This window comes from Runella sp. R5_40 (assembly GCF_057652295.1).
The window spans coordinates 1-14,800 of the sequence record NZ_JBYFCH010000036.1 but is presented as its reverse complement, the minus strand read 5'-3'; the positions used below and the strand labels follow the sequence as shown (position 1 = coordinate 14,800).

11 protein-coding genes are annotated in these 14,800 nt (G+C 48.8%); 8 read left to right on the top strand and 3 right to left on the bottom strand.

Going from position 1 to position 14,800, the window contains the following annotated elements; translation table 11 throughout:
• The first annotated feature begins 45 nt into the window (after positions 1–45).
• The 6 genes from AC23N5_RS29900 to AC23N5_RS29875 all read left to right on the top strand — a co-directional run bounded on the left by AC23N5_RS29900 (position 46) and on the right by AC23N5_RS29875 (position 3,940).
• A complete protein-coding gene (locus tag AC23N5_RS29900) occupies positions 46–684 on the top strand; it encodes an MBL fold metallo-hydrolase (RefSeq protein ID WP_487758336.1) in 639 nt (212 codons plus the stop codon).
• Positions 685–688: 4 nt separating this feature from the next.
• Positions 689–1,396: a CDP-diacylglycerol--serine O-phosphatidyltransferase gene (gene pssA, locus AC23N5_RS29895; protein ID WP_028521799.1), complete on the top strand. Its 708-nt coding sequence runs from the start codon at positions 689–691 to the stop codon at positions 1,394–1,396.
• Between the two features lie 43 nt (positions 1,397–1,439).
• Positions 1,440–1,691: a phosphoribosylformylglycinamidine synthase subunit PurS gene (gene purS, locus AC23N5_RS29890; protein ID WP_028521798.1), complete on the top strand. Its 252-nt coding sequence runs from the start codon at positions 1,440–1,442 to the stop codon at positions 1,689–1,691.
• A gap of 66 nt (positions 1,692–1,757) precedes the next feature.
• On the top strand, positions 1,758–2,759 hold the full coding sequence (locus tag AC23N5_RS29885) for a 3-oxoacyl-ACP synthase III family protein (protein ID WP_028521797.1): 1,002 nt from the start codon (positions 1,758–1,760) through the stop codon (positions 2,757–2,759).
• A 43-nt stretch (positions 2,760–2,802) separates the two neighbouring features.
• Positions 2,803–3,258 (top strand): DinB family protein, encoded by a 456-nt coding sequence (locus AC23N5_RS29880; RefSeq protein ID WP_183971242.1) that lies wholly within the window; start codon positions 2,803–2,805, stop codon positions 3,256–3,258.
• A gap of 91 nt (positions 3,259–3,349) precedes the next feature.
• Positions 3,350–3,940 (top strand): Pycsar system effector family protein, encoded by a 591-nt coding sequence (locus AC23N5_RS29875; RefSeq protein ID WP_487758335.1) that lies wholly within the window; start codon positions 3,350–3,352, stop codon positions 3,938–3,940.
• Here AC23N5_RS29875 and AC23N5_RS29870 read toward each other — a convergent pair.
• The 3 genes from AC23N5_RS29870 to AC23N5_RS29860 are packed head-to-tail and all read right to left on the bottom strand — an operon-like array spanning position 3,933 to position 7,407.
• On the bottom strand, positions 3,933–5,018 hold the full coding sequence (locus AC23N5_RS29870; protein ID WP_487758334.1) for a hypothetical protein: 1,086 nt from the start codon (positions 5,016–5,018) through the stop codon (positions 3,933–3,935). The genes AC23N5_RS29875 and AC23N5_RS29870 overlap by 8 nt on opposite strands.
• Positions 5,019–5,035: 17 nt before the next feature.
• A complete protein-coding gene (locus AC23N5_RS29865; RefSeq protein ID WP_487758333.1) occupies positions 5,036–6,058 on the bottom strand; it encodes an alpha/beta hydrolase family protein in 1,023 nt (340 codons plus the stop codon).
• Positions 6,059–6,081: 23 nt separating this feature from the next.
• A complete protein-coding gene (locus AC23N5_RS29860; protein WP_487758332.1) occupies positions 6,082–7,407 on the bottom strand; it encodes a M20/M25/M40 family metallo-hydrolase in 1,326 nt (441 codons plus the stop codon).
• Between the two features lie 885 nt (positions 7,408–8,292).
• On the opposite strand from AC23N5_RS29860, the gene AC23N5_RS29855 reads away from it, so the two are divergent.
• Positions 8,293–9,714 (top strand): CRTAC1 family protein, encoded by a 1,422-nt coding sequence (locus AC23N5_RS29855; protein WP_487758331.1) that lies wholly within the window; start codon positions 8,293–8,295, stop codon positions 9,712–9,714.
• A 26-nt stretch (positions 9,715–9,740) separates the two neighbouring features.
• A partial coding sequence (locus AC23N5_RS29850) for a beta strand repeat-containing protein (RefSeq protein WP_487758330.1) occupies positions 9,741–14,800 on the top strand: 5,060 nt, incomplete at its 3' end.

The window sequence follows — 14,800 nt, the reverse complement described above, 5'->3', positions numbered from 1 at the left end:
TTCGGAAATACTTTAGTAACTTAGCGGCAGAATAGCTTAACTACTATGATTCAAATCACTTCTTTTGTTTTTTCTCCTTTTTCAGAAAATACCTACGTTCTTTATGACGAGACCAAGGAAGCGGTCATCATCGACCCAGGTTGTTTGATGCAGTCGGAAAAAGAAACACTCGCTAATTTTATTTCAGAAAAAGGATTAAAAGTGACCGCTTTACTCCAAACTCATGCGCATTTGGACCATGTCTTTGGGAGCGCATTTGTAAAGCGTAAATATGGCGTAAAAATGTACATGCACAAAAAAGAATTGCCTGTATTGGAGGCGGTCGAAAGCCGCTGTAAGTTATGGGGAATTCCTGGTTTTGAACCCGTAGAGGCCGATGCGTTTTTGGAAGAAGGAGACAAAGTGACGTTTGGACAGTCGTCGTTGGACGTGGTTTTTGTGCCAGGCCACGCGCCAGGGCACATTGCCTTTATTTGCCATCCGCAAAAATTTGTCATTGGTGGCGATGTGTTGTTTAAAGGAAGCATAGGCCGTACCGATTTTCCTTTGTGCGACCATGCAGCTCTCCTGAACAGCATTCGTACCAAGTTTTTTACGCTCGACGACGATTATCAAGTATATGCAGGACACATGGAACCCACCACCATCGGCTACGAACGCCGTTATAATCCTTTTTTGAAATAAACGTATGCGCCTTTTTACGATTCCCAATTTGATGACCTGCGGCAATCTACTTTGTGGATGCTTAGGTATTGTGTTCAGCTTTCGGGGTGATTTGTTATTAGCGGGAGCTTTGATATTTTTGGCTGCGGTGTTGGACTTTTTTGATGGCTTTGCCGCGCGACTTTTAAATCAATCCTCGCCCATTGGCAAAGAATTGGATTCATTGGCCGACATGGTGACGTTTGGTGTTTTGCCTTCCATGATTGTGTTTCAATACCTCGAACGTACCAATGATTCCATCGAAATCGAGGGGATGTTGGTGTCCTTCGTGGCGTTTTTGCTGGCAGTTTTTTCGGCCTTGCGTTTGGCCAAATTCAACATTGATACCCGCCAAGCCGATTCGTTTATTGGGGTACCCACTCCCGCCAATGCCATTGTAGTGGCCTCGCTTCCTTTTATTCTTAGGATGTATCCTGAGTCTCAATCCATCATTGTGAATCCAACGGTATTGATCGGCTACACGCTCGTGATGTCGTTTTTGATGATCATGGAAGTGCCTTTATTGGCCTTTAAATTCAAAAGTTTTGGTTGGAAAGAAAATCAACTCAAATATATTTTCCTTGGGGTGTCGGTGGTTTTATTGATTTTGCTGAAATTTGCAGCTGTTCCGCTGATAGTCGGTATTTACATTTTACTCTCATTCATAGCCCCCAAATCCCCAAAAGGGGCTTAACAATCAAAATCTCCCCCATTGGGGGTGGGGGGCTTTAAGTTCTATGAAATTCATCGCCGAAATCAACGTCATGCCCCAAAAAGAAATCCTTGATCCACAAGGGAAAGCCGTTAAACTCGGGCTTCATAATTTGGGTATCGACGACGTATCTGATGTCCGTATTGGCAAACACATCACTTTGAGTTTAGACGCTGATTCAGAGGCTGCTGCCCAACAACTCGTCGAAACGGCTTGCAGTAAATTGTTGGCCAATTTGATTATGGAAGACTATACTTACACGTTGAAAGAAGCTTAGTGAAGCGATAAAGGCAGAGCATTCGGAAGGAAGTTCTGCCTTTTGTTATTTAATACTCCTACAATCATGCCATATTCCAAAATTACAGGTTTGGGTTTTTACGTACCCGAAAACGTAGTAACCAATGATGACTTGAGCAAACTGATGGATACCTCTGACCAGTGGATTCGTGAGCGGACAGGGATTCAAGAACGTCGTTACTTTACCTACGGCAAAGATACCAACGCGAGCATGGCTACTGCGGCGGCCCGTCAGGCATTGGAACGGGCGGGTTTGCAGCCATCGGATGTTGACATGATTGTGTATGCCACCATTACGCCCGACTATTTTTTCCCAGGTTCGGCGTTTTTGATGCAGCGCGAACTCGACCTCATTGGCATTCCTGTGATTGACATTCGGGAACAATGTTCGGGTTTTGTGTATGCGCTTTCGATTGCCGACCAATTTATCAAAACCAGTACGTATAAAACGATTTTGGTCATAGGGGCCGAAATTCAATCGACTTGGACTGATAAAAGCAATAAAGGCCGCAACGTTGCCGTAATTTTTGGGGATGGTGCAGGGGCTGCCGTTGTGCAAGCGACCGAAGACCCCACCCACCGCGTGCTTTCTACGCACTTACACGCCGACGGTCGTTTTGCCGAAGATTTGTTTGTGAAAGACCCAGGCAGTAGCCGCCCAGTTCGCTCGGCTACCAAAGAGATGGTGGACGAGGGAGGATTTGAAGTCATTATGAACGGAAACGCGGTCTTCAAACACGCCGTTGTTCGTTTTGCCGAAGCCATCAACGAAGCCTTGGATGCCAATGGCTACAAGCCCGAAGATATTTCGCTGCTGGTACCTCACCAAGCGAATATTCGTATCAGCGAGTACATTCGCCAGCAAATGGGTCTGCGCGAAGACCAAGTCTATAACAACATTCATAAATACGGTAATACCACCGCCGCCTCCATTCCAATTGCCCTTACCGAAGCTTGGGAAGAAGGACGCGTCAAAGAAGGCGACCTTGTTTGTTTAGCCGCTTTTGGTAGCGGTTTTACGTGGGCGTCTGCACTGATTAAATGGTAATCGTACTGGGCAACTTATCGAAGTAATCATAGCCTTTGTTTCCATGAAAACGCATTTTCTCCGACTTCTCGATTATGAACGTTGGGCCAACGCCCAATTGGTCGCTTCTATTGAATCGCTCGAAACACCTCCCGAAAGAGCTTTGTCGCTGATGAGCCATGTGCTCAATGCACAAATGGTTTGGTTTACACGCGTTGCCAATGATCATTTGGTGGTAGGCGTGTGGGACGTCTTACCTGTTGCTTGGCTTTCCGAAACGTTGGAACACAGTTACCAAAAATGGTCAAGCTTTGTAAAAGATACCGACGAAGCCGATTTTGATAAAATTATTACGTACCAAACCACCACTGGGGCTACTTTTCAGTCGTCGTTAGGTGATATTTTAACGCACTTGAGCCACCACGCGGCCTATCATCGTGGACAAATCATCAGCATTTTGAAACCCGAATTGTCGCAAGTGCCATCGACTGACTTTATACTTTGGGCGCGTCAATCTTAGGTGCTAAAGCACAAGTTATCCGTTCAAAATTAGCGGATTACGTTAAAAAAACACCCTAAAACTTTTGCACTGTTACTTAAAAAATAGACCAATGGAAGAGTTTGAACAACCCAAAGAAAAAGACAAGTCGAAGAAAGAGAAAAAGAAGAAGAAAAAAAAAGAAGGCCGTAGCGCCGAAACAATGTTTCGGACGACGTTGGCAAGTCATCTTCAGCTCAGCGCCATGGCCGACCAAAAAGCGGGCTTGATGATTTCGATTAATTCTATCATCATTTCGGTGGTTATCACTTTTTTGGTGAGTGAAGTAGAGTCTAATCCTCGGTTATTGGTGCCGATGACTTTATTGGTACTCGTTTGCCTTGCGACTATCACTTTGGCGTTGCTTTCTACCCGCCCGTCGGTACGCTCAAAAGCCGAGCGTCTGACGTTGGATAAATCCAACATTGACCTGTTGTTTTTCGGAGATTATTTGGCGCTATCGCGCGATGAGTACAAAGAAGCAATGAAGCAACTGGTGACGGAAGAAGAACGAGTGAAAGAAACGATGATTGACAATATTTACGCCCAAGGGTTTGTCATTGAACGTAAATATCGTCTGTTGAAAATCACCTATTTGGTGTTTATGATTGGTTTTCCGTTGGTTCTTCTTAGCTTTTTGGTGGTGTTGTTTGGGGTTAGTTAAGCCCTTTGATCACAACACCCGCCGCCTGTGGTTTTCCCCCACCATAAATCAGCAAGCGCTTTACATCTTTAGGATTGTCGATAATCGAATAAAAATCATCCAAGTAGCGAAGGGTGCGTTTGACGTAGCCTGGTTTTAGATGAGGGTTGTTTTGATACAAGGCATAGATTTCGGGTTTGGCGGCTTTAAACCGTGCAAAAACCTGCTGGAGCAAAGCGGGCGGATAGGTCAATCCTCGGTAAAGTCGCTCACGCACGGAGGCAAGTTCCAATTGCTCGGCAGGTTGGGCGTATTTGGCTTCTACAATACCCGAATGGTCAAAATCATAAGGAACAGGAATCGGATATTTTCCTCCTTTGGGGGCTAACAGTTTGATATTGTGCAAATAAGGTACGGACCAGTCGGTATTGCCAATCATGTATTCAAACACCGCAACCGTTGCCATTTGAAGAGAATCAATGCGGGGCATCGGAATTTGTTTGATTGTATAATCTTTGGCTTTGTTGCGTTTGGCCATATCGTCTTCGTCTTCAAGCAAAAACGCATAACTTGTTACGGGTTTTTGAAGCCCCGCCGAGTCTTCGTACGTTACCTGAGCAATTCGCGCCCGAAAACTGTAATTTGTAATCAGGTTGTACATTCGATACACCAAGTATTCGTTGAAAATGTATTCTTCGCTTTGGCAATGCGTAACGAGTTTAAGCCGATTTTGACGCTCAAAGATGGAGTTTTTGTCTTTTTTTTGCGGTAAATCCAACAGCAAAGGGGGAAAAATGCAGTTTTTGGCTGCTTTGCGGAAGTTACCGCGTACTTTGAGTTTGATAGGAATTTTTAAGTCCCCTTTCTTCTTGCGGGCATAATACAATTCGGCCCAGTGGTTGGAAGGAGAAGCGCCTCGGTCTTTTTGGAGCGCCTTGATGTTGGTGACAATGCGCAGTTTGATGACGTCATCGTTTTTAAAGAGCGGGCCAAAATTGGCCTTTTTTTCCACTTTTGCCGTGTCGGAAGAAACAGATTGGCCGAAAGTGCAAGGAGCAAACCAGGCCCAAAAAGCAACTAGATAGAGGTAATGTTTCATAGCAATGGCTGATTGGATTATTTAACAGGATTAGGCGGTGTAAGGTGGGGTGCCAGGAAGCGATAAATCTCTTGCCGCGATTCTTTGGCTAATTTTGTGTCAATGCGGTTAAATGTATGCCCGCCTGGGGCTTCTTGGTAAATTTTATACTCAAATTTTTTACCGTTGGCTTTCAGTGCGTTGATAAGTCCTTCTACTTCCAGTACGTTGACGTCCTCGTCGTTGGTATTGGTGTGAATGAGAAGTGGGGTTTTCAGTTTTTGAGCATTCCAAAGCGGCGAGCGGCGGCGGTATTCGGCCACGTTTTCGGCGGCATCTTTCCCAATGTGGTTGGGCGATGAAAACTCGTTGCGATAGCTTTGGGTTTTGTAGCCCATGCGCGCAATCAAGTCACTCACAGGCACGCCAGCGTAGGCAACGCGGTAATCTTCTGGATGGTCAAAAATATTCATGAGCGTAATCATCCCGCCGTGGCTCCATCCCATAATTCCTACGCGTTCGGCATCGACTTGTGGCATGTTTTCGACGGCCCAGCGTTTTCCTGCCAACACATCGTCGTTTTCATAGGCGCCGTAGTCGATTTGGCGGTAAAAAGTGCTTCCGTAGCCCGTGCTTCCTCGGTATTCGGGAGCGATGATGATGTACCCTTGCTCAACCATTTCGCGGACGATGTGGGCATAAAACGTATTAAAATCGCCGTGAACACCGCCGTGAATGAGCACAATCAACGGCAATTTTTTCGACTCAGCATATTTTTTTGGAATAAAAGTATAGGCAGGAATAACCACGGGATTGTAGGCACCTTGCCCAGTGGGGTTGCGTACCACGTGTGGGGGTTTGCTGGCGTACCGAACTTTGTCGATGATAGCGACATCGCCCAGTTTTTCGTACCAAAGCAGGTCGTCGATGGTCTTGGTAAGACCTTGTTCCATAAATTGGAGTTTGTCTTCCAACGCTTTCACACGTTCGTTGAGGTCGGAACTTTGTCCAAATGACCACGTTGTCAAGAACAATAAACAAACAAAATAGAGTTTTCTCATGATGAATGGGCGTTTAGGTCGTTTTATTTAGCCAAACCTGCTTCCGAAACGAGCGTCAGCAAGGCAAGTTGAATGGCTTTGTAGCTGTCTTTTTCGTCGTACCACCACTCGTTAAGGGCGTGGTTATTGCCCGTTTTTCCGCCTTGTCCGAGCGTAATGGCAGGTATTCCTTTGGAAATAGGCACGTTGGAGTTGGTCGAGCCACGGGTTAGTCGAGGCGACACCCCAAAATAGGTAGTAGCGGCCATGGCGCGTTGAATGAGCGGAAGACTTTCGGGAAGTTCGCCAGAAGGACGGTCACCGATTTTTTTGATTTCTACCGTCAAGGCAGGCCCCATGCGCTTCATGGCATTGTGCTCCACCAAGGCTTGTTGAATGGACGCTTTTAGTAACGAATCGACCATGTTGAGGTTTTCGGGAATTTCGGAACGCATATCGACTTCCATCCACGACTCAAACGCAATCGAGTTGACCGATGTCCCGCCGCCAATGCGCCCTACGTTGTAGCTCGTGCGAGCGCCCGAACGCGTAAACTTATCCGCCGCTTTGGAAAAATAATGAATGGCCGAGCCGAGCGCGTGTTGCGGATTGGCCAGCCCAAAAGCGCCCCACGAGTGACCACCAGGGCCACGAAACGTAACACGGTAACGAAACGAACCCAAACCCATGTTGATAAGCGTGCCCGTTTCGCCGCCGTCGATGGCAATCCAAGAGTCGATGCGGCGACTTTGGTCGGTAAACAAAAACTTGGTACCGCGCAAATCTCCTAAGCCTTCTTCGCCCACTGAGCCCACAAACAGCACATCCGCTTCGGTTTCTACCTTGGCCTCTTCCAGCGCTCTGACTACTGATAGCAACAAGACCAAGCCACGGGTATTGTCGGCAATGCCTGGCGCAAAGAGCGTATCGGCATTGTTGCTTACTTTAATCTTGGTTTCGAGCGGAAAAACGGTGTCCAAATGGGCGTCAAAAGCAACCGTGCGCGTGCGTTTTTTCCCCTTGCGAAGTGCGAGCACGTTTCCTTCCTTATCCGTCCAAACCGAATCAGCACCCGCTTCTTTGAGCATACTGGCAAAGCGTTCGCCGCGCTTGGTTTCCATAAATGGTGGCGCAGGAATTTCGGTGAGCATAACAAGCTCGTTTCGGTTGCGCTGGGTTTGGCCTAGAATAGACTGAAACGCGGCTTGCAATGGCTTGGTTTTGGCCAATTGCTCTACTTCTTTCAAATAAGAGCTTTCTACTTTTCCGCTTTTTCCTTCGCCGTTTTCTTGGGTATTTCCGTGCTTTGGAAGAAAGACAAAACAACTCAACAAGGTAAACAATGTGAAGGTAGAGGTACGATTTAGCATATTGATGTTGTAATTGAAGAATGAAAGTAACAGCTTAGGCCGTTAAGATGGGTATCGAGCCAAATTTAACTTTTTTCAACGAATGACACCAACTTCTTCTTTAAAGTTCTAGGTTCTTGTTACGGGCTACCTATTTCTATTTGATAACATGTGGAGAATGTGTATGTATCGGGGAAGTACATGGATGTGAGTGAGTTGGCTGCAAAATCAGAGTGTTTTCTGACGTTTTCACTCAATATGATAGAATGAAATTTTGTACCTAGAAAAACAAAAAAGGACACGTGTTGGGAATTATGGTATATATAATATATATAGTTTATTGTTTTAATTAAGCATATATATTCTTAAATATATGCCTATTTGTCGATAGGTTAATCTTCTAAAAATACTTTTAAAACTGGGTCTTATTTTTTCTCCTTTTACTTCTATTAAGTCTCTTTTTTTAATGATATGTGGCTTTATTTTAAAATAAGGGAAATAAATTATTTTCCCTTGTGCATGTAAAAACGTCTTATTTGGCATAATACTTGTTCATTTTTGACAGTATAAATATGTTTTATAATTAAGGACAGATATACTCTTAAAATGATAAATATACTGAATTTAATTTTGATTGTTTTTTGCGCCCTATTTTCGGATAGCTACAATTATATATTGCGAAAGGGCAAAAAGAATAATAGTAGGCTCACTTCAGTACATACTATCTGCTATCTGCCCAAAACGGACCACACATCAGTCGATAGATATTGAATGAGTACCTAATTAGTATGTTACATGGTTATTTACTTAAACGGGCGTATCGAGGTGATTTATAGGTGTTTGCGAATTATTGTAATCGTTCTATGCTGCACTCTTTCAAGCAAAGTCCAAGGTCAATTGGTTTTTGTGGATCGAAGCGACTTATTGCCATCTCAGGGATTTAGTAGTTGGCTACAAAAAGGCGTAACGGATATGGATGGCGATGGACGGGATGACATCGTTCGGGCGGATCGCCAAGGTTTTTTTTATATTTTATACCAACAGCCCGATGGAAAATTTACTTCACGAGCCTTGGGTTCGGTTCAGTCCTCTACGCCTTTGAGTGTTGTTTTGGCAGATATCGACAACAATGGCCATGCCGATATCTTGACGGGCGGGGAGTATACTGGAGTACGTTCAGTGATGCTGTCTCCAACGGCAAGCCGTATTATTCGCCTTCCCGAAGACAGTGTCTTTACCCAAGCATCGGCTTTAAGCGATATAAATAACGATGGTTTGCTGGATGCCTTTGTATGTAATGATGATAGTACCAATGCGGTATGGAAAAACACACCGAACGGCAGCTTTGCCCGCGATAATATGGGGTTTGCTTTTACGTCGCTTCCGCCCGAAAAACAGGCTGGCAACTATGGAATTGTATTTGCCGATGTTGATAATGACGGCGACCTTGATGCGTATGTGAGCAAATGTAAGGCAGGGGTGACTGATTCGACCGATGCACGTCGGATCAATCAATTGTTTATCAACAGCGGAGGGATCTATACCGACCGGGCCAAAGAGTACGGTCTGGCCGACAGCTCACAAACGTGGGTAACCGAATTTCAGGATATAGACAATGACGGCGATTTGGATGCTTTTATTGCCAATCATCATTCGCCTTCCCGATTAATGCTCAACGACGGTCATGGTCATTTTACTGACATTACGGCTGGGACGGGTTTGTTGGGGAACACCCCCGATGGGCTGTTGCAGGCCCTGATGCGCGATTTTGACAATGACGGGTATGTGGATTTGCTGGTCAGCGGCTTGACGGATGCCAAACTCTTTCTTAACAACGGCAATCGAACTTTTCGAGAGGTAACACTACCCCTTTTGGTGCCCAAAGCAGATACACCGCTGCGTTCGTTTGCGGTGGGCGATCTCAACCATGACGGTTTTTTAGACCTGTATTGTTCCTACCTCTTTAGAACCACGGAGCCCGATAGGCTATGGCTCAACACGCCCAATGCGAATCATTACATGGCGATACGGTTGGTGGGGACAGAGAGCAATCGCTCAGGGGTGGGGGCAAGAATCAAACTCACTACGAAGGATCGCCGTATTCTGGTGCGCGAAGTACGCGCTGGGGAGAGTTATGGCATCAGTAATAGCCTGACGCAATATGTAGGGCTGGGAGCTATCGGAACGGTAGAAAAAGTAGAAGTACTATGGCCTTCTGGTCACAAAAGCGAAGTACTGACTCCTCCAATAGACGAATTGCTCACCCTGACCGAGCCGACTTGTCAAAAACAACTCTGTGTTCCGATAAAGACAACAATAAAAAAATGAATTCCTACAAACCAATATCGACGAATATGAAAGATAGAATTGTACTCAGCTGGTTGTTTACCATAGCAACTCTTCTGTGTCTTCGTGCACAAACGACCCTGCCGACAGGGGTGGTGAATGCGTATCGGCCGGTGACGGCCATGTCGGGCAAGACCCTGACGGTGGGGGCCTCCACGGGAGCGACCCATACCTGGGCGGTCGGCGATAAGGTGTTATTCATTCAGATGACAGGTACAACAAGCAGCGGAGCTGGTCGGATGGAATATTCCACGATTGCTTCGCTGACGGGCAGTACAATCACTTTGAGCAGCCTGACGCGGACCTACGCCACGCCCTCGGCAACGGCGATGTTTCAGTTGGTGTGGGTACCCAATGACCCGGCGGGATTTATTGTGCCGAGTGGCGGGATTGTAGCGAAGGACTGGGATGGAAGTACGGGAGGGATTGTGACGTTGACCACGACGGGGACGCTGACAATGAATGGCAACATCAGTGCCGACGGAGCGGGCTTTCGGTATGCTGACGGGACAAATACAATTTTGGGCCCTGATATTTACATGGGTGGCGGCGGTGGAATATGCTATGCCGGTGGTGGTGGTGGTGGTGGTGGCTATGGTTCCCCAGGAATGAAAGGAAATGGAATACCATGCACTCAGCTTGCTACTGATGGTACTTATAATGGAGGGAATGGAGGAGGAACAACTGCTAACGCCGTTAATACCAGTGGAGGTGGAGGTGGAGGTGGAGGGGTAGGGGGTGCTGGTTCTGGGGGCGCTTCGGCTCCACACGGCGGTGGCGGTGGCGGGGGGGCAGGCTATGGAGGCGGGGCTAATGGTGGGAATTCCTCAGCGACTAATAAGACTGGCGGCCTTGGAAGTTTGACTAATACAGATACCGATGGAGGCAAAGGGTCTGATGGAATCGCGACATCCGGTGGTGGAGGGGGGGGGAATCGCTTTGTAGGAGGAGGAGGAGGAGGAGCGACAACTCTACAAAACATATCACCTCAGGGAAAGTCAGGAACTAATGGCGGAAAAGGGGGGGAAGGAGAAGCTGGCGGCGTAGCCAGAAATGGGGGTAATGGTGGAGGAACTTTGGCAACCTACCATCAATACCAATATTGTGATGGTAGTTTTCAATGTCCTGATCCGAGGGTATGGATGGGAGGAGGTGCACAAAATACTATATATGGAGGCGGAATTGTGATGGTGCAGGCGGCTTCAGTAGTTTCCAATGGCAAAACGATGTCGGCTAATGGAGATAATGGTACACTTTTATATGCAGGATATTCAGCCTCGGGAGGTACTGGAGGAGGTGGTGGGGGAATTGTTGTCTTAAATACCCACAGTGTTACCGGAGGTATACTTAATGTCTGTGCCAAAGGTGGAAATGGTGGACAAGGGCAAGCAGATGGTTCGCATGGTGGCGGTGGCGGTGGCAGCGGCGGTGGCGGAGTTGTTTGGGTGCAGGATCCCTTGGGAGGGATTGGGAATAATTCCACTGGCCTACCTCCAGCCGTGACTAATATGAATTTCTGTATCGAAGGAGGAAGTGCGTCTTTACCCGCGCTCAATCCCAAAACCGGTACGTATACGGGCATCGGGGGCGGGGGCGGAAATGGTGGCGTGTCGGTCAGCCCTAATTGTCAGGTATTCGGTACCTGTCCTGTGTTTGATTTAGCATTGAAAAAGACCTTAGCCGTCGGGCAGGCTGCCACGGTGGCTCCCGGCAGCACGGTTAAATTTACCGTGACCGTGTATAATCAGGGTTCGGTCTCCGCTTATAACGTTAAATTGTTGGATTATATTCCGACGGGCTTAACCTTAAACGATGCCAATTGGACGGCCAACGGTACTACGGCGACCTTGAACACGTCGATTGCAGGGCCGCTTGCTGCGGGAGACAGTGCCAAAGTGGACATCAACTTTACGGTCAATGCGGGTGTAACGGGAGAGTTGGTGAACCGCACCGAAATCATGAGTGCCGATGACGACACCGATCCCAACAACACGCCCCCGGTGGACCGTGACAGCAAATACGACTCTGACCCGAGTAATGACGCGGGCGGGAAAGAAAACAGCGCTTCGGACGATGCGCTCAACGGCGACGGCACAGGCACGCCGGGCGGCACGGATGCCGCTACGGACGAAGACGATGAAGACCCAGCGATCATCACCGTGACGCCTGCACCAGTGTTTGACTTGGCGTTGAAGAAGACGTTAGCAACGGGCCAGGCGGCAAGCGTCAATCCGGGTAATACGGTGAAATTTACCATCACAGTTTATAATCAAGGTAATGTGAACGCCACGGCGATTCAAATCAATGATTACATACCAACGGGTCTGACTTTGTCGGATGCCAATTGGACGGCCAACGGTATTACAGCGACATTGAACACACCGATTGCCTCGTTGGCAGCGGGAGACAGTGCCAAAGTGGACATCAGTTTTACGGTGAATGCAGGCTTTACGGGTACGGCCGTCAACAAAGCCGAAATCAGTGCTGCCACGGGCGGCACCGACATTGACAGCACGCCTGACCAAAACGTTTCCAATGATGCGGGGGGCAAAGAAAACACGGCCTCAGACGATGCGCTCAACGGCAACGGCACAGGCACTCCGGGCGGTACAGATGCTTCCACGGACGAAGACGATGAAGACCCGGCGGTCATTACCGTGACGCCTGCACCAGTGTTTGACCTGGCGTTGAAGAAGACGTTGGCGGCGGGTCAGTCGGCAAGCGTCAATCCGGGCAGTACCGTCAAATTCACGATTACCATCTATAATCAGGGTAATGTGAACGCTACGGCGATTCAGGTTTCTGATTATATTCCAACGGGTCTGACTTTGTCGGACGCCAACTGGATGGCAGTTGGGGGTATTGCGACATTAAACATGGCGATTGCTTCGTTGGCGGCGGGGGCTAACACTACCCGTGATATTACCTTTACGGTGAATGCGGGTTTTACGGGTACGGTGGTCAACAAAGCCGAAATCAGCTCTGCCACGGGCGGCACCGACATTGACAGCACGCCAGACCAAAACGCGAGTAATGACGCGGGCGGGAAAGAAAACACGGCTTCTGACGATGCGCTCAACGGCGACGGCACGGGCACAGTAGGTGGCACGGATGCGGCCACGGACGAAGACGATGAAGACCCAGCGGTCATCACCGTGACGCCTGCACCAGTGTTTGACTTGGCGTTGAAGAAGACGTTAGCAACGGGCCAGGCGGCAAGCGTCAATCCGGGTAATACGGTGAAATTTACTATCACGGTTTACAACCAAGGCAATGTGAACGCTACGGCGATTCAGGTTTCTGATTATATTCCAACGGGTCTGACTTTGTCGGACGCCAACTGGACGGCAGTTGGGGGTATTGCGACATTAAATACGGCGATTGCTTCGTTGGCGGCGGGGGCTAACACTACCCGTGATATTACCTTTACGGTGAATGCGGGTTTTACGGGTACGGTGGTCAACAAATCCGAAATCAGCTCTGCCACGGGCGGCACCGACATTGACAGCACGCCAGACCAAAACGCGAGTAATGACGCGGGCGGGAAAGAAAACAGTGCTTCTGACGATGCGCTCAACGGCGATGGCACGGGCACAGTGGGCAGTACGGATGCGGCCACGGACGAAGACGATGAAGACCCAGCGGTCATCACCGTGACGCCTGCACCAGTGTTTGACTTGGCGTTGAAGAAGACGTTGGCGGCGGGTCAGGCAGCAAGCGTCAATCCGGGCAGTACCGTCAAATTCACGATTACCATCTATAATCAGGGTAATGTGAACGCTACGGCGATTCAGGTTTCTGATTATATTCCAACGGGTCTGACTTTGTCGGACGCCAACTGGACGGCAGTTGGGGGCATTGCCACGTTGAACACGCCGATTGCCTCTTTGGCGGCGGGAGCCAGCACCACGCGTGATATTACCTTTACGGTGAATGCGGGTTTTACGGGTACGGTGGTCAACAAATCCGAAATCAGCTCTGCCACGGGCGGCACCGACATTGACAGCACGCCAGATCAAAACGCGAGTAATGACGCGGGCGGGAAAGAAAACACGGCTTCTGACGATGCGCTCAACGGCGACGGCACGGGCACAGTGGGCAGTACAGATGCGGCCACGGACGAAGACGACGCCGACCCAGCGGTCATCACCGTGACGCCTGCACCAGTGTTTGACTTGGCGTTGAAGAAGACGTTGGCGGCGGGTCAGGCAGCAAGCGTCAATCCGGGTAATACGGTGAAATTTACCATCACGGTTTACAACCAAGGCAATGTGAACGCTACGGCGATTCAGGTTTCTGATTATATTCCAACGGGTCTGACTTTGTCGGATGCCAATTGGACGGCAGTTGGGGGTATTGCGACATTAAACACGGCGATTGCCGCTTTGGCGGCGGGAGCCAGCACGACGCGAGACATCAGTTTTACGGTGAATGCAGGTTTTACGGGTACGGTGGTCAACAAAGCCGAAATCAGTGCTGCCACGGGCGGCACCGACATTGACAGCACGCCAGACCAAAACGCGAGTAATGACGCGGGCGGGAAAGAAAACAGTGCTTCTGACGATGCGCTCAACGGCGATGGCACGGGCACAGTGGGCAGTACGGATGCGGCCACGGACGAAGACGATGAAGACCCAGCGGTCATCATCGTGACGCCTGCACCAGTGTTTGACCTGGCGTTGAAGAAGACGTTGGCGGCGGGTCAGTCGGCAAGCGTCAATCCGGGCAGTACCGTCAAATTCACGATTACCATCTATAATCAGGGTAATGTGAACGCCACGGCGATTCAGGTTTCTGATTATATTCCAACGGGTCTGACTTTGTCGGACGCCAACTGGACGGCAGTTGGGGGTATTGCGACATTAAACACGGCGATTGCTTCGTTGGCGGCGGGAGCCAACACTACCCGTGATATTACCTTTACGGTGAATGCAGGCTTTACGGGCACGGTGGTCAACAAAGCCGAAATCAGTGCTGCCACGGGCGGCACTGACATTGACAGCACGCCAGACCAAAACGCGAGTAATGACGCGGGCGGGAAAGAAAACAGTGCTTCTGACGATGCGCT